We start from the raw sequence: 18836 nt of genomic DNA, 5'->3' as shown, positions 1-18836 counted from the left end.
TCATATGAGACCGGGTTACCCCCACCCCCCCCCCCCCGCGGGGGGGCGGGGGCTAGCTTGGTTTGTCATATCCCGCCCCCCGTCTGGGGGGGGGGCCTTCGTTTTCCCCGGCGAGCAGACGCAAAATCGCATGAAAACCGGTGTTTTCATGCGATTTTGCGTCTGCTCGCCGGGGAAAACGAAGGCCCCCCGCACTGCGGGGGGCCTTCATATGACAAACGAAGCTAGCGACGGAACCACTGCTGGACTCGGGGGTTGGCTATAAGCAGCCGCGCGAACATACCCATCTGAGTGCTCAGCTTGCTGTAGGCAGCGGGTGCCAGTCGTCAACCTGCTCTGAAGTCTCACCTTCCACCAGCATGTCGCCGTGGTAGAGAGCCTCGAAGTCAGCCTTGATGACGTCGGCACTCGTCTCGTCGATCCACATGACCCTGAGCCTATGAGTCGCTATTAAGGATTCTTTGAGTCACGATTCGGAAAATGGTGGCAATTATTACCGCTCGGTAGGGTGAGGCCGCCCAGCAGTGCCGGCAGCCGACCCTCGGCGGCATTTCCGGCCAATTCCGGCAGCTCGGTGAACCGCCGGGGCGCCGCCGTCGTACCTGAAAGCAGGGGTCTGTTCGACACCTGTTCAGTTAATCGCAGACCACTGCACGGTTGCGCGTGCGGCCGGCATCTCCCGCGCCGCAGCGGAAGGAACTCGACATGCTGCAGAGGATCGCACTGCTGGCCATCGCGGCCCCACGGCGCATCGTCGCGATCGCGATCCTGGTATTCGTCGGCGCCGCGGTGTTCGGCCTCCCGGTCGCCAAGAGCCTGTCTCCCGGGGGCTTCCAAGACCCGAACTCCGAGTCGTCGCGCGCTATCCGGTTGTTGGGCGACAAGTTCGGGCAGAGCGGTCAGCAGCTGCTGATATTGGTGACCGCACCCGGAGGCGCTGACAGCGAACCGGCCCGCAAAGTGGGCACCGACATCGTCGGGAATCTGAAACGGTCGCCGCTGGTGTACGAGGTCTCCTCGCCTTGGACCATGCCTGCGTCAGCGCCACCCGAGGCTGCCGCCGGCCTGGTCAGCAAGGACGGCAGGTCGGGCTTGATCGTGGTCAACATCAAGGGCGGCGAGAACAACGCTCAGAACAACGCCCAAACGCTGTCCGAGCAATTCGTTCACGATCGCGACGGTGTCACCGTGCTCACCGGCGGCGCAGCGATGCAGTACGCCCAGATCAACAAGCAGAACCAGGCCGACCTGCTGATCATGGAGATGATCGCGCTTCCGATGAGCTTCCTGGTCCTGGTCTGGGTGTTCGGAGGGATGCTGGCGGCGGCGCTGCCGATGGCCCTGGGCGCGCTGGCCGTCGTCGGCTCGATGTCCGTGTTGCGGCTCGTCACGTTCACCACCGAGGTGTCGATCTTCGCGCTCAACCTGAGTACCGCGCTGGGCCTGGCGCTGGCCATCGACTACACCCTGCTGATCATCAGTCGCTATCGTGACGAGTTGGCCGAAGGCAGTGACCGAGACGAAGCGCTGATCCGCACCATGGTGACGGCCGGCCGCACGGTGCTGTTCTCGGCCATCACCGTGGCGTTGTCGATGTCGGCGACGGCGCTGTTCCCGATGTACTTCCTCAAGTCGTTTGCCTATGCCGGCGTGGCAACGGTGGCCTTCGTTGCGACGGCCGCGATCGTGATAACCCCGGCCGCTATCGTGCTCCTCGGTCCGCGGCTGGACTCATTGGACGTGCGGCGGCTGTTGCGGCGGGTGCTCACCCGTCACGGCGCGGCGCATAAGCGTGTCGAGGACATGTTCTGGTACCGGTCGAGCAAGTTCGTGATGCGCCGTTGGCTGCCGGTCGGTCTAGCGGTCGCCGGAGTGTTGCTGCTGCTCGGGCTGCCGTTCTTCGCGGTGAAGTGGGGTTTCCCGGACGATAGGGTGTTGCCGGTTTCGGCGTCGTCGCACCAACTCGGTGACCAGTTGCGCACCAACTTCGCGCACGACCCAGCGATGACGACATCCATCGTTGTGCCCGACGTCCGCGACGTGAGTCCGGCGGAGTTGGACCGGTACGCCGCCGACCTGTCGCGCGTCCCCGACGTGGCCTCAGTGACCGGCCCGACGGGAACGTTCGCTGCCGGGCAGCGCAGGGGCCCGCCGGCCGGGGCCAGCGGGCTGGTTGACGGCAGCGCATTCCTCACCGTCAACAGCACCGCTGCGGAGTTTTCGCAAGCATCGGACATCCAGCTCGAACGCTTACACGCCGTGCCCGGTCCCGGTGGCCGGCCGGTCGCGATGGCCGGCGTCGCGCAGGTCAACCGCGACAGCGTCGACGCGGTGACGAAACGACTTCCGGCCGTGCTGGGGCTGATGGCCGCCGTCACGTTCGCGCTGCTGTTCCTGCTGACCGGAAGTGTGGTGCTGCCGGCGAAGGCGCTGGTGTGCAACGTGCTGTCGCTGACCGCGGCATTCGGGGCGCTGGTGTGGATCTTCCAGGACGGGCACCTGGGTGCGTTGGGAACGACGCCGAGCGGAACGCTGGTGGCCAACATGCCCGTGCTGTTGTTCTGCATCGCGTTCGGGTTGTCCATGGACTACGAGGTATTCCTGGTCTCCAGGATCCGGGAGTACTGGTTGGCTTCCGGAGCCGCCCGGCCGGCGAAGCCGAGCCCCGCCGAGGCTCACGCCGCGAACGACGAAAGTGTGGCGCTGGGCGTGGCCCGTACCGGTCGCGTGATCACCGCGGCCGCCCTGGTGATGTCGATGTCGTTTGCGGCGCTGATCGCCGCGCACGTGTCGTTCATGCGAATGTTCGGTCTTGGCCTGACCCTTGCCGTCTTCGCGGATGCCACGCTGGTCCGGATGGTCCTGGTACCGGCGTTCATGCACGTGATGGGACGGTGGAATTGGTGGGCGCCCAGGCCGCTGGCGTGGATGCACGAGCGGTTCGGCGTCAGCGAGGGCGGCGCGGGTGTCGCGCCCGCTCGAGAGCCGAAAGTTCCCGGGCCCGCCGAGGTGACGACGCAACACGTGCACGCCTCTTTGACCCGTTAAGGTGTCGATGAACCCGCCGCTCCACGGAGTGCACCGACACCATCAAAAGGAGTCATCGGTATGACGGCGACTGCGGCATCGGAGGTCGACAACCGGTTCTTCGCCCGGATTTGGCCCTTCGTCGCCAGCCATGAGACCGAGGCGGTGCGAGCCCTGCGACGGGAGAATCTGGCCGGCCTGACGGGCCGGGTGCTGGAGATCGGTGCAGGCATCGGGACGAATTTCGCCTTCTATCCGCAGTCCGTGGAAAAGGTCGTCGCCCTCGAGCCCGAGCACCGGCTGGCAGCCCAGGCCCACAAGGCTGCGGCGCGCGCGCCCGTTCCGGTGGTCGTACTGAACCAGACGGTTGAGCAGTTCAGCGAAGAGGAGCCGTTCGACGCGATCGTGTGCTCGCTTGTGCTGTGCTCGGTGAGCGAGCCCGACAAAGTCCTACGGCGCCTGCAATCGTTTCTGCGACCGGGCGGGGAACTGCGGTATCTCGAACACGTCGCCAGCGGCGGCTTTCGGGGACGAATGCAGAAGTTTGTCGACGCGACGTTCTGGCCGAGGCTGTTGGGAAACTGCCACACGCATCGTCATACCGAGCGTTCGATTGTGAACGCGGGATTCGAACTGGCCAGCTCTCGGCGGGAGTGGACATTGCCGGCCTGGGCGCCATTGCCGGTATCGGAATTAGCGGTAGGACGGGCGCTGCTTTCCTCCACGCCGAAACTGCGCTGAGGGCGCAAGTCTGCCGCGATTGTTGACCCTGTGCGCTGGCTGGGCGCCACTACCGCAGACTCGCCGCGCGGTATTCGAGCGCACCGCGGACCCTCGCGACGATCTCCGCCGGACGATCCCCCGCGATCACCCGAACGACGATCCAGCCGACCCGATCTATTGCCTCCCTGCGTCGCATGTCTTGCTTGTACTGCCAGGGATCGAGGCGATGCTGTTCGCCGTCATACTCGGCGGCGACCATCGGCTCCTCCCACCCCATGTCGAGGTGGTACTCCATGGCCGGCGTAACAACCGGAATCTGAGTGGTCGGCCGCGGCAGGCCCGCTTCGATGAGCAACAGCCGCAACCAGGTCTCCTTCGGCGACTGGGAACCCGCGTCGACGAGCCCAAGTGCCGTCTCCAATTGCCGCAGGCCGCGTGCGCCTCGGTGTTGATCGGCGATTTCGACGACATCGTCGAGCTTGATGCCGGTCGCCCGAACGAGCGCATCCAAGTGGGCCACCGCGGCTCCTATCGGCCCATCGCGACCGATGTCGAACGCGGTCCGTTGCGGAGTGGTCACGGGTAGCCCGGCGACCAGGCCATACTCGTCTGGCCGTAACCGCACGTCGTGAGTTCGTATCCCGCGCGGCGGCCGTGCGTTCGACCAGATCAATTCGACGGACAGGCGATCGTCGACCCATTTGGAGCCGTGCCAGTCGGACGCGGTGAGCCCTGCGATCACACCTTGGCGGTGCGACCACAGCCACGCCGCCACCGCGCGGTGGCGCAAGGTCAATCGCGCATTGCGAGGTACGTAGACGTCGGGAAACACGGCCCGGAATCGAGATCGCAACTGGTGGCGTCGCAGTGCTCCGTTCGCTATGGCCTCACTGCCGATAAACGGTTCGTCTCTGGTCATGGCCGGCAGATTCGCCGACCGGACCGACATAAGCCCGATCCAAACTGCGCTCAGGGCGCGATGTTGTGGACGAACCGCGATCTGTGTGCAGGCTCGCCGCCATCACTGCAGGCTCGGCGGGCGGTACTTGTCTGTTGCGCCGAGACTGCGCTGAGGGCGTGAGTTCGCCGCGATTGTTGACCCTGTACGCAGGCTGGGCGCCGCCAGCGCAGGCTCGGCGCCATGACCGCAGGCTCGATGAAGCCGCGTTACTTCAGCAGCGCGGGCAGCCGTTCCAGCAACCCGGGCAAGGCCCGACTCGCCGATTCGCGAATGCTGATCGTGGCGCTGCTCGTCAACGGCGTGGGCTCCGGGTTGACCTCGATGACGGCTGTGCCGCGCGACAGCGCCAGCTCGGGCAGCCCGGCCGCCGGATAGACGATCGCCGACGTCCCCACCACCACCATCACGTCGGCGGCCTCGGTCGCCTCGACGGCGGCTTGCCACGGCCCCTGCGGTAACGCCTCGCCGAACCACACGATGTCGGGCCGAATCAGCCCGCCGCAGCGACACACCGGCGGCTCCACCTCGATGCTCGGTTCGAGCATCTTGGGAAGCGTATCGGTGTACGCCGAACCGCAACGCTCGCAACAGAATTCGAAAAGGCTGCCATGCAGGTGGTGTACGGGCGCGCTGCCCGCGCGCTCGTGCAGATCGTCGACATTCTGGGTGATGACGCTGACGTCGGCATGGTTCTGCCAGGCGGCAATGGCGCGGTGCCCGTCGTTCGGTTCAACCTTGGCCACCAGGTAGTGGCGCCACAAATACCATCCCCAAACCCGCTCGGGATTGCTGCGCCACCCCCGGGTGCTGGACAGCTCGTAAGGGTCGAAGCGGGCCCACAACCCGTTCTTGTCGTCGCGGAATGTCGGGACCCCGCTTTCCGCGGAGATCCCCGCGCCGCTGAGCACCGCTACTCGCATCCCACAAACATAGCCGTGCCTGGTAGATACTGGACACGTGGAACTGCGGGATTTGTTACGGGTGGACGTGAAGGCGGGCAAGCCGCTTTTCGACCAACTCAGGACCCAGGTCATCGAGGGAGTCCGGGAGGGCGCGTTGCCGCCCGGGACCCGACTTCCGACCGTGCGCGACCTCGCCGGCCAGCTTGGCGTCGCAGCCAATACGGTGGCTCGCGCCTACCGAGAGCTGGAGTCGGCGGCGATCGTCGAAACGCGCGGTCGCTTCGGCACTTTCATCTCCCGCTTCGACCCGACCGATGCGGCCATGGCGGCTGCCGCCAAGGAATACGTCGAAGTTGCCAAGGCGCTCGGGCTGACGAAGTCCGACGCGATGCGCTACCTCACCAACGTGCCCGACGACTGAACCCGGGTCAGCCTAACTCCAACAGGGTCAAGTAGGGACGCAGCATGCCGAGAACGGGCAAGCGGTAAATCGCCGGCAGCGCAGCGCCGAACAACAGACCTCGGCCCCGGGGCACCCGCAAATCGCGGACCGCGCGCACACCCGGCACCGTATGCGCCAATTCGGCCGCCTCCTCGACGGACATGCTGAATGGCATCTCGGGGATCCGATAACGCAGCGAGGTGCGCATTCCCAAACGACTCCACATGCTGACGAATCGCGGCGGCAGGTCGAAGAGCAGACGGCCACCGGGAAACCTTTTGGCGCACTGGGCGATCAGCCCCAGCGCCTGCTCGGGCTGCAGATACATCAGCAGTCCTTCGGCGGTGATGAAGACCCCGTCGGACGGGTCGATGGCCTCCATCCAGCTGTAATCCAGCGCGGACTGGGCGCGGACCGCGATCCGCGGCGACGACGGGAGCAGCCGCGCCCGGAGATCGATAATCGGTGGCAAATCAACTGTCAGCCAACGGAATTGACTATCAGGAAGCGCTGCCTCCAACCGCCAGAAGCTGGTCTGCAGACCTTCGGCGAGCGCCACCACGGTGGCCGACGGGTGCTCTTCGAGATACGAGAGGGCTTGGTTGTCGAAAGCTCGCGCGCGCAAGGCGATGTCCTGACGGGTGGGTCCGAACTTGGCGAAGTCGAAGTGAATCGAGTCCACTAGGGCCACCGCCATCGGATCGTCGATGATCGGATTGCGACGGCGCGCTTCGGCGGCGCGGGCGTTCAGCGTCAGCAGGGCGGTCTCGGACACCCCGTCGAGGGTGACCTTCTGTTTCGCGGGTTCCGGGCTGCTCATTTCAGCACCTTGGACAGGGTGCGCAGATTGCGGGTCGTGGTCGACGACTTGTAGCGCGGCTTGCCCATCGTCTTGCCGATGGGGCTGTCCAGGGTGCTGCCTTTAGGGACCTGCCAGTAGATGACGCCCAGAGGTTCAGGGCCGCGGCTGATCTTCTCCTTCGGCCCGGCTTCCAGTTTGGCGAGTTCGTCGAGGACTTTGGCGTCGGTGACGAACGTGACGTAGGACTGATATCCGTCGAGTTCCCGCTCGAAAGGATAGGCCTCGTCGATGGCGCGCACGGTATCGATGTCGTAGGCCAGCACCCACGCGTCGTAGCCGAACTTCTCACGCAATGCCGCTTCGGCCTTCTTACGCACCGACGCCACGCCGGCGGAGGACTTCAGCAGCACGTTGCCAGTGGCCAGGATGGTGCGCACGTCGGAGAATCCGGCGTCGGTCAGGGCCGCCTTCACCTCGGCCATTTTGAGGTTGACGCCGCCGACGTTGACGCCGCGCAGGAACGCCGCATACGTAGTCATGTTCCGATTCCATCAGGGCTGCCGAGAATGGCGCAACGGCGACGTAGGCTTTCGGCATGGGACGCCAAGTCTTCGACGACAAGCTGCTGGCCGTGATCAGTGGGAACTCCCTCGGGGTGCTGGCCACCATCAAGCGCGACGGTCGTCCCCAGCTGTCGAATGTGCAATACCACTTCGATCCGCGCGGGGTAGCGGTGCAGGTGTCGATCACCGAGCCGCGCGCCAAGACCCGCAATTTGCGCCGCGACCCGCGAGCCTCGCTGTTGGTCGACGCCGACGACGGGTGGTCCTACGCCGTCGCCGAGGGCACGGCAGAACTGACCCCGCCGGCCGCTGCGCCCGACGACGACACCGTCGAGGCGCTTATTGCGTTGTATCGCAACATCGCCGGTGAACATCCGGACTGGGACGAATATCGGCAGGCGATGGTCACCGACCGGCGGGTGCTGTTGACCCTGCCGATTTCGCACGTATACGGCCTTCCGCCGGGCATGCGGTAGTCCGCGGCGCTAGGCTGCCGGTATGTCTGAATCGAAGCCCCCGGAGGACGAGACCAAGCGCAAGTTTCGTGAAGCCCTGGAGCGCAAGACGTCGAAGTCCGCGGGCGGATCGGATCATAAGGACGGCGGCGGCAAACAGTCGCGGGCGCACGGTCCGGTGGAGAGCCGCCGGGAGTTCCGCCGCAAGAGCGGCTAGTCGCGAGAGCTATTGCCGCAGTGGCGAACTCGTCTCTCGCAACCCCGTTGTCGCAGGGGCTATAGAAACGCTCGATTGCCGTACTTGTCCAGCGAGACGAGTTCGCCAACAGGGCGCCGCGTCGTGGGACCGTATTTGCCGATCGGCCAGCCAAGAGGGATCACCGCGCAGGGAGTCACATTCCACGGCAGCCCCAGGGCGCGCCGTGCCAGAGTCTTGCTCCACAGCGGCAGGGTGATCAAGGCCGCACCCAGACCGGCCGCACGTGCGGCCAGCAAGAGGTTCTGCACCGCCGGATAGATGGAGCCGTAGGCGCTGCTGACCGCCACCGGCGGCCAAGGCGCGACAACACCTTTCAGGCAAGCCACAACGACGACGGGAATCTCGTCGAAATGGTCCGCCTGCCATCTGGCGGCCTTTTGAATCCGGAGCATCTTGTCGTCACCGCGGCGCTCGAGGATGCGGGTGCCGATCGCGCTGTAGACGTTGAAGGCCCGACGATTCAAACGACCCAGTTGCGCGACGACTTTGCGGTCCTTGACGACGATGAACTCCCAATTCTGCGCGTTCGAGCCAGTCGGCGCCTTCATTGCTAGTTCCAGAAGGTGCAACACCAGCGAGTCGTCGACCGGGTCACTCTTGATGCGGCGAATGGCACGTTGAGTGCGCATCGCTTCTTCGAGCGGCATGGTCAAAGGCGCTTGTTGCGTCATCTAACTGATCCAACACGATCGGCCCGGCCAGGGGCCGCCGAACGGGCAGGAGACGGCAAGTCGGTTCGGACGGAGAACCTCAGAGCAACGGGTCCTAGACTGTCTGCGTGCCGAAACTGCAGCTTGTCCAAGACCCCGCGGCCGATGCGCTGCTGGACGACAACCCCTTCGCGTTGCTGGTCGGCATGTTGCTCGACCAGCAGGTGCCGATGGAAACCGCCTTCGCGGGACCGAAGAAGATCGCGGACCGGATGGGAAGCTTCGACGCCGGCGAGATCGCCGACTACGACCCGGACAAGTTCGCCGCGCTGTGCTCGGAAAGGCCTGCAATACACCGCTTTCCAGGATCGATGGCCAAGCGCATCCAGGCCCTCGCGCAGATCATCGTGGATCGCTACGACGGCGACGCTGCGGCATTGTGGCGCAGCGGCGATCCCGACGGCAACGAGCTTCTGCAACGGCTCAAGGGGTTACCCGGCTTCGGCGAGCAGAAAGCGCAGATCTTCCTGGCGCTGCTCGGCAAGCAGTACGGGGTGACGCCGAAGGGCTGGCGAGCCGCCGCCGGGGAATTCGGAAAGGCCGGCACACACATCTCCGTCGCCGATATCGTCGATGCTCAATCACTCGGAAAAGTGCGATCACACAAAAAGCAGATGAAGGCCGCAGCGAAGGCGGCCAAGTAGCAAGTCAAGGAAGGCGGCAACGTGAAGACACACCTGACGTGTCCCTGCGGAGAAGCGCTGGTCGGCAAGGACGAGGACGACCTGGTGGAAAAGACGCAGGCTCACCTGGCTGAGGTTCATCCGGGACTGGAGTACGACCGCGACGCAATTCTGTTCATGGCCTACTGATATGCGCCGCGAGCGCCCGGTTAGCCCGGACGCTCGCGGCGGGGAACGGTCGCTACGGGACTACCGTCGACCCAATCGTGGGCATGAACTGGCACTGCCTTTCCTTGGTGGTGACCTGTCCGAAGATCGTCGACATGATGCTGCCGGAACCGGTATCGGCAATCACGCTCAACGTCGTCGGCCCGTCTGGGTTGATGTCAGAGCGCGGCTTCAGGGTGGCGCTGCCGGACTTGCCGGTGGTCAGGTTCACCCACGTGACGTTCAATGGCAGCTTTTGCTCCTCGGCCGGCCCAGGCGTGCCGACAGCGGTGAACACGTAAGCGGTTTGGCCGGGGCCGGGGCCGGGTGTCGGAATCTTGGCAGGACCCGCGACCGATAGCGCGGTTGCTATCGAATTCGTACCATCCCCAAGGCAATTGGTGCCGATTGAGGGGTACATGAAGTCCTGCGTCGGGGGTGCGTCCGGGCCGAAACCGGGCGCCGCTGCGGGGGCAGCCGGCGGCGCAGCTGCAGGCGCAGGTGCAGGGGCTGCCGCTGGTGCGCCGCCCGGTGATGGGACTGGCGCTGGCGCGGCGGCCGGGGCGGGGGCAGCTGGCGGTGCCGCCGCCGGCACGACCGCTGTCGGTGCCGGCGCAGGCGCCTGCCCAACCGGTGGCGGTACGGCAGCAGGAGCCGGCCCGGCCGGCGGGACTGGCGCCGGCGCCGCGGCTGGCGCGGGACCGGCCGCGTGGCTTGGGTCGACGCCTGTCGGCAGGTGTGACAGCGTGCCGGGCACTACACCCACCGGGGGCAGGTGCGTGGTGTCAGGCTGTGCCCCGACGGCGGGCGCCGGGCCGGTATTCGGTTGCTGCACAAACTGATTCACCGACGCGGCCACGTTCTTGGACTCCGTGGGCGCGGCCGGGTTGTGGGTGAACGCTTGCGCGGCCGCCATGAGCAGCTGCGTCGCCTGCCCCGGGTTGCTGGCCGCCTGCTGAATTATCGGACTCAACTGCGAGAGGGCCGGTAGGCCCGGTAGCTGGTCGGCGGGGTTCGGCGGCGGCGCCGGGTCGGCTGCCGCGTTCGGGCTCTCCCCGAACGCGGCGGCCGACGCCGTCACAACTACGGCCAAACCTTTGGACAAATTCCAAGTGCGTGACATGGTGTCCTCCGGTCGTCGTTGGTGGGTTAGCCGTCTCACAAACTGCTCAGGGCAGGGCCGAGAGCAGCGATGTGGGCCCGAGCACCGCAGCGGGCGAGGGTGCAGCCGCTACTGGTGTGCCCGCTGCCGGTGCGCCCGGGACTGCCCCCGAAGTGAGCGCGGGCAGGTCGGCCGGCAACGAAATCTGCGGTGGCACGCTCACCGGCAGGTACGGCGGCAACGCCGGCATGTCGACCTTCGCCTGCGGCACACCCGGGGTGGCCGCTGGAACCGCGGCCGAGGCCGGTGAAACCGGGGTGGTCAGGCCAGGGATGGAGGGCAATCCGGGAATCGCCGGGGCCGCGGGCGCCGCCGGCGCAGTCGGAACCGCTGGTGCGGCCGGGGCCGCGGGTGTCCCTGGAAGCGGAGCGTTGACCCCCGGAATGGTGGGGGCCGCGGCCGGCGCGGGGGTGGGTGCGGCGGCTGCCGGTGACGAGATCCCCGGAATCGGAGCATTGATACCCGGAATCGTGGGAGCCGCGGCTTGCACGGGCGCGGTTGCCGCGGCCGGCGGGACGCCCGGCAGAGTGGCGCTGATACCGGGGGCCGACGGCGGCGCAACCGGCGGAGTGGCGCCGAGGGCCGTCGCGAGGTTCTGCAAGATTTGTGGCGCATTGGCCGCCGAGCTGATCAGCTGCTGCGGAATGTTCGGGATTTGCGGCGGTGCGGGCGCGGGGTCGGCGTGGGCGATACCGCCGGTCAGCAGAGCTGCTGACGAACCGACTACGACGGCGGCTGCCCGCACGATGGTCCAGATGGTTGGCATGACTCTCCCTGGTTGTTGATGACTGATCCCGGCGCTGAAGTTACTTTGATACGGAAGTGACTCAAGTGACACGTGTGGCATTTATTCGATCGTTACGCATACGTGTGGTGGCAGTGACCAGGCCGCGACGATCGGCAAAGTTCCCGCCTCGCCCACGCGGCCCGGTGACGACGCGGAATGCGATCGGGCCCGTCGCGATCGCTAAAGTCGTTGGTTGTAGACACCACCCAGGCCGCCCCGGCGGCACCCATCACCCGGCGGCTGGCAACTTGGTTGCGCGTCGCCGCGCCGCTGCTGCTGATCGTGAGCATCGCAGCGCGGCTGGCCTGGACGTACCTGGCTCCGCACGGCGCCAACTTCGTCGACCTGCACGTTTACCTCGGCGGGGCGGCGGCGCTCAACCACCCCGGCACCTTGTACAGCTACGTGTACGCCGACCAGACGCCGGACTTCCCGCTGCCGTTCACCTACCCGCCGTTCGCAGCGATCGTGTTCTATCCGCTGCAGCTGCTGCCGTTCGGCCTGGTTGCCTTTTTGTGGCAGGTCGCCACGATCGCCGCGTTGTACGGCGCGATCCGGATAACTCAGCGGCTGCTGGGCGGCGGTTCGCACCGGATCGCGATGCTGTGGACGGCCGTCACCATGTGGATCGAGCCACTGCGTAGCACGTTCGACTACGGGCAGGTCAACGTTTTCCTGATGGTGGCGGTGCTCTGGGCGGTTTACAGCACGCGGTGGTGGCTGTCGGGTCTGCTGGTGGGCGTGGCGGCCGGGATCAAGTTGACGCCGGCGATCTCCGGTCTCTATTTCGTCGGCGTTCGGCGATGGGGGGCGGCCGTGTTTTCCGGAGTTGTGTTTCTTGCCACCGTCGGTGTGTCGGTGCTGGTGGTGGGCGATCAGGCCCGGTACTACTTCACCGACCTGCTGGGCGACGCGCACCGGGTTGGGCCGATCGGCACCTCGTTCAACCAATCCTGGCGCGGGGGCATCTCGCGCATCCTGGGCCACGACGCGGGCTTCGGCCCGCTGGTCTTGACGGCGATCGCGGTCACCGCGGTACTGGCCATCCTGGCGTGGCGGGCGCTGGACGACGACGACCGCCTCGGCAAGCTGCTCGTGGTCGAGTTGTTCGGGCTGCTGCTCTCACCGATCTCGTGGACCCACCACTGGGTATGGCTGGTGCCGCTGATGATGTGGCTGATACACGGGCCGCTGCGGGCACGCCCCGGCGCGGCGATGATCGGCTGGGGGTGGCTGGCGCTCACGATCATCGGCGTGCCGTGGTTGCTGAGCTTCGCCCAACCCAACATCTGGGTGGTCAGCAGGCCCTGGTGTCTGGCCTGGGCCGGGCTAGTCTACATAGTCGCGGCGCTGGCGACCTTCGTATGGATTGCCACAGCCGGAAGGCGGGAAGGCCCCGCTGAGCGTCCAGATGCCGGGCGACCCGCTGTGCGGGCTGACTCCTAGCCGCCGACGATACCGTCGATATCGCGCGCCATCTCCACGTCGTTCTTCGTGATGCCACCCTCGGAATGTGTAACGAGAGCGAAAGTCACTGTCCGCCAACGGATATCGATGTCCGGGTGATGATCCTTCCGTTCCGCGTGCTCGGCGACCCGGCGCACGGCGTCGATGCCGTCCATGAAACTTGGGAACTTGATCGACCGGCGCAGAGTTCCCTCGGCACGCTCCCAGCCGTTGAGGTCGGGCAGGGCGGCGTCTACTTCCTCATCCGATAACACAGCCATTTAAACCCCTGTGTGATGTACCCATCCCGGGAAAAACGACGAAACCCAGGGTGACGAACTAATACTGTTATACGTAACCACCTACCCGCCAGAGCGGCAACCTAACACAGGTGAGCCCGCGCGCTGCGTGAATACGTGCAGGTGTAAACAGATTCGTCGAAACATAACGGCTCAATGGCTTAGAGCATGCCGTTCTGACCCGTCCTTTCGGACGACGACAAACCAGAAGACACCCGGCAGGGTGAAATACGAAAGTTGTCGACTTAGGGATCAGTCGAGCACTTGCTGGCCCGCACTTTGGCGCCGCTCCCGCTGCGGGCAAGCGCGTCGTTGACGGCTTCCTGAGCGGTGGTACCTGAGCCGCCGTGCACACTTTTACCGTCGTCCGTCAAGGCGACACAGTTGGCCGATGAGGCCAGAATTTTGCAGTCGTTGCCTTTGGCGGAACAATTCTTGAGAGCGTCTTGCTCGGCTTCGGACTGAGACTGCGGTCCGTATGACGTATACGAGTAATCTGCGGTCGGCGAGTAGGCGATGGCGGCCCAATTACCGGCGGCATTCGCGGGGCAGGCAAGTCCCACACTCAGCCCGGCACCGACGGCGGCGGCCAGAACGAATCGTTTCATGTGAGGCCCCTTTCAGCGTTGATGTCTTCTATGTTTCGGTATCCATCCCCGAAGTGCGTACGTCGGCACCATATCTCTGAGACAAGTAATCGGCGGCGTGTTTTGCAAAATTCATCGTTTCAACGTCCGCCCGCTTCCGACATCACCCGTACAGTTCTTTTGCAAACGCCGTCTTACACGGCTGAGGTTTGCCGGCTAAGTCGGATCATCAGAATTCCGGGCTCAAGGAGATGCGACCGAAGAGTAGCCGGGCGGACGCAGAATTCCGCGAGTCCCGCGCTGCGACTTGCGTTTCGGGTTCTACAGCAATATCGCGGCGTTCATTCGAACAGCTTGATACCGGGATCTCGTCAGTCGCTCTCGCGCCCTGGAAATTCGTCCGATTCCAGGCACACCGGGCGCCGGCCGCGACGATGTGAACGGCCGTGCGCGCTGGTGTCCCGGACCGTATACCGTGACTGCCCATGCCGACCCAGATCGTTGTCGCGGGCGCGGTCATCTGCGATTCGACGGTCCTGGTGGCGCAACGGGCCCGCCCGCCGGAGCTGGCGGGCCGCTGGGAACTTCCGGGCGGCAAGGTCGCGCGCGGCGAAACCGAGCGCGACGCGCTGGCCCGCGAGCTGTCGGAGGAGTTGGGTGTCGACGTCGGCGACGTCGCGGTGGGAGACCGTCTGGGCGACGACATTCCGCTTGACGACACCACCACGCTGCGGGCCTACCTGGTGCGACTCCTTCGCGGCGAACCCCATCCCCATGACCACCGGGCGCTGCGCTGGGTGACGGCGGCCGAACTGCCCGATGTCGACTGGGTGCCCGCCGACCGTGGCTGGCTGCGGGATTTGGCGCGAGCTCTTTGAGGAACCTCGAAACAACCACACAGCTTTCATTCAGGCTGTCCACAGCGCGGATGCAGCTGCCGAATGGCAAAATGGAACCGTACGCCATACAAACACTTGACCTGGATTTGGATTGTCGGCAGTGATCCCGACGGTTTTCTGCGGCGGCGTGTCCCACGCCGCATGTTGGCGTCTCTTCACACCGAAGCTTGCGCCTGCAATGGCTGCGCGAGCTTCAAAGTCGGTCCTGTCCGGATCATGCAGTCGGGCCGGGCGGCAGGGGGAAGTATTAGCAGCTAGGGGGACCATCTCTTGACCGTCACACCTCACGTGGGGGGAGTGATCGAGGAGCTGCTGGAGCGCAGCGGGCGGTTTTTCACGCCGGGCGAGATCTCGCCGGATTTGCGCACCGTCACCCGGCAGGGCGGGCGTGAAGGTGACGTGTTCTACCGGGACCGGTGGAGCCACGACAAGGTGGTCCGTTCCACGCACGGCGTCAATTGCACGGGTTCGTGCTCGTGGAAGATCTACGTCAAGGACGGGATCATCACCTGGGAGACCCAACAGACCGACTATCCGTCGGTAGGCCCGGACCGGCCGGAGTACGAGCCGCGCGGCTGCCCCCGCGGGGCGTCGTTCTCCTGGTACAGCTACTCGCCCACCCGGGTCCGCTATCCCTATGCCCGGGGTGTGCTGATCGAGATGTTCCGTGAGGCCAAAGCCCGCCTGGGTGACCCGGTGCTGGCGTGGGCCGATATCCAGGCCGACCCCGAGCGCCGTCGCCGCTACCAACAGGCCCGCGGCAAGGGCGGGCTGATCCGGGTGACGTGGGCGGAAGCCAGTGAGATCATCGCCGCGGCCCACGTGCACACCATCAAGACGTACGGCCCGGACCGAATTGCCGGCTTTACACCCATTCCGGCGATGTCGATGGTCAGCCACGCCGCCGGGTCCCGGTTCGTCTCACTGCTCGGCGGCGTGATGACGTCGTTCTACGACTGGTACGCCGACCTACCGGTGGCGTCGCCGCAGGTCTTCGGCGACCAGACCGACGTTCCCGAATCCGGAGACTGGTGGGATGCATCGTATTTGATGATGTGGGGTTCTAACGTCCCGATCACCCGCACGCCCGATGCGCACTGGATGGCAGAAGCCCGCTACCGAGGCGCCAAAGTCGTTGTGGTCAGCCCTGATTACGCTGACAACACCAAGTTTGCCGACGAGTGGATGCGGTGCGCCGCCGGTACCGATGCCGCTTTGGCCATGGCGATGGGGCATGTGATCCTCTCGGAATGCTATGTGCGCAACCAGGTCCCGTTCTTCGTCGACTATGTCCGCCGCTACACCGATCTGCCGTTCCTGATCAAGCTGGAGCAGCGCGGCGACACGTTGGTGCCTGGAAAGTTCTTGACGGCGGCCGACATTGGTGAGGAAGTCGAGAATGCGGCCTTCAAACCCGCACTGGTCGACGAGGCCACCGACAAGGTCGTCATACCCCACGGCTCCCTGGGATTCCGCTTCGGCGAAGACGGTGTGGGCAAGTGGAACCTGGACTTGGGCGCGACGGTGCCGGCCCTCACCGTCCAGCGCGGACAGGGCGCTGACGAAGCGAAACTCGTTGACCTGCCAAGCTTCGACACCATCGACGGGCACGGTGAGAGCGTCACACGTGGCGTGCCGGTGCGCCGGGTCGGCGAGCATCTGGTGTGCACGGTGTTCGACCTGATGCTGGCCCAGTACTCAGTGCGGCGGGAGGGCTTACCCGGCGACTGGCCCACCGGCTACGACGATCCGAGCCAGCAGAACACTCCGGCCTGGCAGGAATCGATCACCGGAGTTCCTGCGGCCCAAGCCATCCGGGTCGCCAAGGAGTTCGCCCGCAATGCCGAGGAATCGGGCGGGCGATCCATGGTCATCATGGGCGGCGGCATCTGCCACTGGTTCCACAGCGACGTGATGTACCGCTCGGTGCTGGCGCTGCTGCTGTTGACCGGATCGATGGGACGCAACGGCGGCGGCTGGGCGCACTACGTCGGCCAGGAGAAGGTACGGCCGCTGAGCGGGTGGCAGACGATGGCCAATGCCAGCGACTGGTCGCGTCCGCCGAGGCAGGTCCCCGGTGCCTCGTACTGGTACGTCCACACCGACCAGTGGCGCTACGACTCCTACGGCGCGGCCAAGCTGACCAGCCCGTTGGGCCGCGGCAGGTTCGACGGGCGGCACACGATTGACGTGATGGCGTCGGCGACGGCGATGGGTTGGAGCCCGTTCTATCCGCAGTTCGACCGGTCCAGTCTCGACGTCGCCGACGGGGCGAAGGAGTCCGGACGCGACGCCGGCGAGTACGTCGCCGAACAACTCGCTCAGCGCAAGCTGAAGCTGGCCGTCACCGACCCGGACAACCCCGCCAACTGGCCACGGGTGCTCAGCGTTTGGCGGGCCAACATGATCGGCTCGTCGGGCAAGGGCGGCGAGTTCTTCCTCAAGCATCTGCTCGGCACCGACTCCAATAGCGCGGCCAGACCGCGGGACAGCGGCGTGCTGCCCAGTGACGTGGACCGCCATGGCGAGATCCCCGAAGGCAAGCTCGACTTGTTGATGTCCATCGACTTCCGGATGACGACGACGACGCTGGTTTCCGACATAGTGCTGCCGGCGGCGACGTGGTACGAGAAGGAGGACCTGTCCAGCACCGACATGCACCCGTACGTGCACGCGTTCAGTCCCGCGATCGATCCTCCGTGGGAAACCCGTACGGACTTCGAGGCATTCGGCACCATCGCCCGGGTGTTCAGCGCCATGGCCCGCCGCCATCTCGGTACCCGCAACGACGTCGTGCTGACCGCTCTGCAGCACGACACCCCTGACGCGATGGCGTATCCCGATGGCACCGAACGTGATTGGCTGCATAGCGACGACACGCCGGTTCCGGGCCGGACGATGAGCAAGGTCACCGTGGTGGAGCGGGACTATGCGGCGATCTACGACAAGTGGGTGACGCTGGGGCCGCTCGTCGACCAGTTCGGGATCACCGTGAAGGGTGTGACCGTCCATCCTATCCGTGAGGTCAGCGAGCTGGCCGCCAAGTTCGGTGTGATGAATTCCGGTGCGGCGGCGGGCCGCCCGGCGATCACCACCGCCGCGCGGATGGCCGACGTGATACTCGCCCTGTCCGGAACCTGCAACGGCCGCCTCGCCGTCGAGGGCTTCCTCGAGCTGGAAAAGCGAACCGGACAGCGGCTGGCCCAGCTGGCCGAGGGCAGTGAGGAAAAGCGCATCACCTACGCCGACACCCAAGCGCGCCCGGTCCCGGTGGTCACCAGCCCGGAATGGTCGGGCAGCGAAACCGGCGGCCGCCGCTACGCCCCGTTCACCATCAACATCGAGCACCTCAAGCCGTTCCACACCCTCACCGGCCGGATGCACTTCTACCTCGCCCACGACTGGATCGAAGAGCTCGGCGAACAGCTTCCCGTGTATCGGCCGCCGCTGGACATGGCCCGGCTGTTCGACCAGCCGAAGCTAGGCCCCACCGAGGACGGCATCGGGCTGACCGTGCGGTATTTGACGCCGCACTCGAAGTGGTCATTCCATTCCACCTACCAGGACAACCTCTACATGTTGTCGTTGTCGCGCGGCGGTCCCACCATGTGGATGAGCCCGGGCGACGCGGCGAAAATCAATGTGCGCGACAATGATTGGGTCGAGGCGGTCAATGCCAACGGCATCTACGTGGGCCGTGCCATCGTCTCGCACCGCATGCCCGACGGCGTGGTGTTCGTCTACCACGTACAGGAACGCACCGTCGACACGCCACGTACCGAGACCAACAACAAGCGCGGCGGCAACCACAACGCGCTGACCCGGGTACGAATCAAGCCCAGCCACTTGGCCGGCGGCTACGGGCAGCACTCATTCGGGTTCAACTACCTGGGTCCCACCGGCAACCAGCGCGACGAGGTGACCGTGGTACGCCGTCGCAGCCAGGAGGTGCGTTACTGATGGCACGAGCGACGCTTGCGGA

Annotated in this window: 20 protein-coding genes; 10 read left to right on the top strand and 10 right to left on the bottom strand. The window is 65.6% G+C overall.

What is annotated here, in order from left to right; genetic code table 11:
• Positions 1-295 precede the first annotated feature (295 nt).
• Entirely contained in the window at positions 296-427 is a 132-nt protein-coding gene (locus tag A5791_RS27465) for a hypothetical protein (RefSeq protein WP_156623035.1), read from the bottom strand.
• A 278-nt stretch (positions 428-705) separates the two neighbouring features.
• On the opposite strand from A5791_RS27465, the gene A5791_RS11640 reads away from it, so the two are divergent.
• Positions 706-3048, top strand: coding sequence for an MMPL family transporter (locus A5791_RS11640; RefSeq protein ID WP_067235924.1), 2343 nt, complete (start codon positions 706-708; stop codon positions 3046-3048).
• Between the two features lie 60 nt (positions 3049-3108).
• Entirely contained in the window at positions 3109-3768 is a 660-nt protein-coding gene (locus tag A5791_RS11635; RefSeq protein ID WP_067235907.1) for a bifunctional 2-polyprenyl-6-hydroxyphenol methylase/3-demethylubiquinol 3-O-methyltransferase UbiG, read from the top strand.
• Positions 3769-3817: 49 nt separating this feature from the next.
• On the opposite strand, the gene A5791_RS11630 is transcribed toward A5791_RS11635, so the two are convergent.
• Both A5791_RS11630 and A5791_RS11625 read right to left on the bottom strand, forming a co-directional pair.
• Positions 3818-4669 carry a hypothetical protein gene (locus tag A5791_RS11630; RefSeq protein ID WP_067235921.1) on the bottom strand — a complete coding sequence of 284 codons (852 nt, stop codon included), beginning with the start codon at positions 4667-4669 and terminating at the stop codon, positions 3818-3820.
• Positions 4670-4917: 248 nt separating this feature from the next.
• Positions 4918-5631: an NAD-dependent deacylase gene (locus A5791_RS11625; RefSeq protein WP_067235904.1), complete on the bottom strand. Its 714-nt coding sequence runs from the start codon at positions 5629-5631 to the stop codon at positions 4918-4920.
• A 37-nt stretch (positions 5632-5668) separates the two neighbouring features.
• Here A5791_RS11625 and A5791_RS11620 point away from each other — a divergent pair, with 37 nt between their 5' ends.
• Entirely contained in the window at positions 5669-6034 is a 366-nt protein-coding gene (locus tag A5791_RS11620; RefSeq protein ID WP_067235902.1) for a GntR family transcriptional regulator, read from the top strand.
• A 7-nt stretch (positions 6035-6041) separates the two neighbouring features.
• On the opposite strand, the gene A5791_RS11615 is transcribed toward A5791_RS11620, so the two are convergent.
• Together A5791_RS11615 and A5791_RS11610 are read right to left on the bottom strand one after the other, a co-directional pair.
• Complete coding sequence (locus A5791_RS11615) at positions 6042-6875, bottom strand: class I SAM-dependent methyltransferase (RefSeq protein ID WP_067235899.1); 834 nt, start codon at positions 6873-6875, stop codon at positions 6042-6044.
• On the bottom strand, positions 6872-7396 hold the full coding sequence (locus A5791_RS11610; protein WP_067235896.1) for a DUF1697 domain-containing protein: 525 nt from the start codon (positions 7394-7396) through the stop codon (positions 6872-6874). Before A5791_RS11610 ends, A5791_RS11615 begins: the two co-directional genes overlap by 4 nt.
• A 56-nt stretch (positions 7397-7452) precedes the next feature.
• On the opposite strand from A5791_RS11610, the gene A5791_RS11605 reads away from it, so the two are divergent.
• Both A5791_RS11605 and A5791_RS26465 read left to right on the top strand, forming a co-directional pair.
• Positions 7453-7896: a PPOX class F420-dependent oxidoreductase gene (locus A5791_RS11605; RefSeq protein ID WP_067235893.1), complete on the top strand. Its 444-nt coding sequence runs from the start codon at positions 7453-7455 to the stop codon at positions 7894-7896.
• Between the two features lie 22 nt (positions 7897-7918).
• Positions 7919-8092: a DUF5302 domain-containing protein gene (locus tag A5791_RS26465; RefSeq protein WP_156661165.1), complete on the top strand. Its 174-nt coding sequence runs from the start codon at positions 7919-7921 to the stop codon at positions 8090-8092.
• Positions 8093-8151: 59 nt separating this feature from the next.
• On the opposite strand, the gene A5791_RS11600 is transcribed toward A5791_RS26465, so the two are convergent.
• Entirely contained in the window at positions 8152-8805 is a 654-nt protein-coding gene (locus A5791_RS11600) for a nitroreductase family protein (RefSeq protein WP_231995865.1), read from the bottom strand.
• 107 nt (positions 8806-8912) lie between these two features.
• On the opposite strand from A5791_RS11600, the gene A5791_RS11595 reads away from it, so the two are divergent.
• Both A5791_RS11595 and A5791_RS11590 read left to right on the top strand, forming a co-directional pair.
• Positions 8913-9488 (top strand): HhH-GPD-type base excision DNA repair protein, encoded by a 576-nt coding sequence (locus tag A5791_RS11595; RefSeq protein WP_067235888.1) that lies wholly within the window; start codon positions 8913-8915, stop codon positions 9486-9488.
• Between the two features lie 21 nt (positions 9489-9509).
• Positions 9510-9656 (top strand): DUF1059 domain-containing protein, encoded by a 147-nt coding sequence (locus A5791_RS11590; RefSeq protein ID WP_067235884.1) that lies wholly within the window; start codon positions 9510-9512, stop codon positions 9654-9656.
• 52 nt (positions 9657-9708) lie between these two features.
• Here the strand turns inward: A5791_RS11590 and A5791_RS11585 are convergent, their stop codons facing one another.
• Positions 9709-10836: a hypothetical protein gene (locus A5791_RS11585; protein WP_156661163.1), complete on the bottom strand. Its 1128-nt coding sequence runs from the start codon at positions 10834-10836 to the stop codon at positions 9709-9711.
• 7 nt (positions 10837-10843) lie between these two features.
• Positions 10844-11602, bottom strand: coding sequence for a hypothetical protein (locus A5791_RS11580; protein ID WP_067235878.1), 759 nt, complete (start codon positions 11600-11602; stop codon positions 10844-10846).
• Between the two features lie 177 nt (positions 11603-11779).
• Here A5791_RS11580 and A5791_RS11575 point away from each other — a divergent pair, with 177 nt between their 5' ends.
• Complete coding sequence (locus A5791_RS11575) at positions 11780-13069, top strand: mannosyltransferase (RefSeq protein WP_067235874.1); 1290 nt, start codon at positions 11780-11782, stop codon at positions 13067-13069.
• Here the strand turns inward: A5791_RS11575 and A5791_RS11570 are convergent.
• Together A5791_RS11570 and A5791_RS11565 are read right to left on the bottom strand one after the other, a co-directional pair.
• Positions 13066-13350 (bottom strand): 4a-hydroxytetrahydrobiopterin dehydratase, encoded by a 285-nt coding sequence (locus A5791_RS11570; protein WP_067235869.1) that lies wholly within the window; start codon positions 13348-13350, stop codon positions 13066-13068. The two genes, A5791_RS11575 and A5791_RS11570, sit on opposite strands and share 4 nt — an antisense overlap.
• Before the next feature lie 263 nt (positions 13351-13613).
• Positions 13614-13976 carry a DUF4189 domain-containing protein gene (locus A5791_RS11565; RefSeq protein ID WP_067235865.1) on the bottom strand — a complete coding sequence of 121 codons (363 nt, stop codon included), beginning with the start codon at positions 13974-13976 and terminating at the stop codon, positions 13614-13616.
• Between the two features lie 464 nt (positions 13977-14440).
• On the opposite strand from A5791_RS11565, the gene A5791_RS11560 reads away from it, so the two are divergent.
• Positions 14441-14833, top strand: coding sequence for a (deoxy)nucleoside triphosphate pyrophosphohydrolase (locus A5791_RS11560; RefSeq protein WP_067235861.1), 393 nt, complete (start codon positions 14441-14443; stop codon positions 14831-14833).
• A 291-nt stretch (positions 14834-15124) separates the two neighbouring features.
• Entirely contained in the window at positions 15125-18814 is a 3690-nt protein-coding gene (locus tag A5791_RS11555; RefSeq protein WP_067235857.1) for a nitrate reductase subunit alpha, read from the top strand.
• The last annotated feature ends 22 nt before the right edge of the window (positions 18815-18836 follow it).

Origin of the sequence: Mycobacterium sp. 852002-51163_SCH5372311 (assembly GCF_001667115.1) — a bacterium.
In the GTDB taxonomy this organism is placed as follows: Bacteria; Actinomycetota; Actinomycetes; order Mycobacteriales; family Mycobacteriaceae; genus Mycobacterium.
This window is presented reverse-complemented; position numbering and strand designations above follow the sequence as displayed.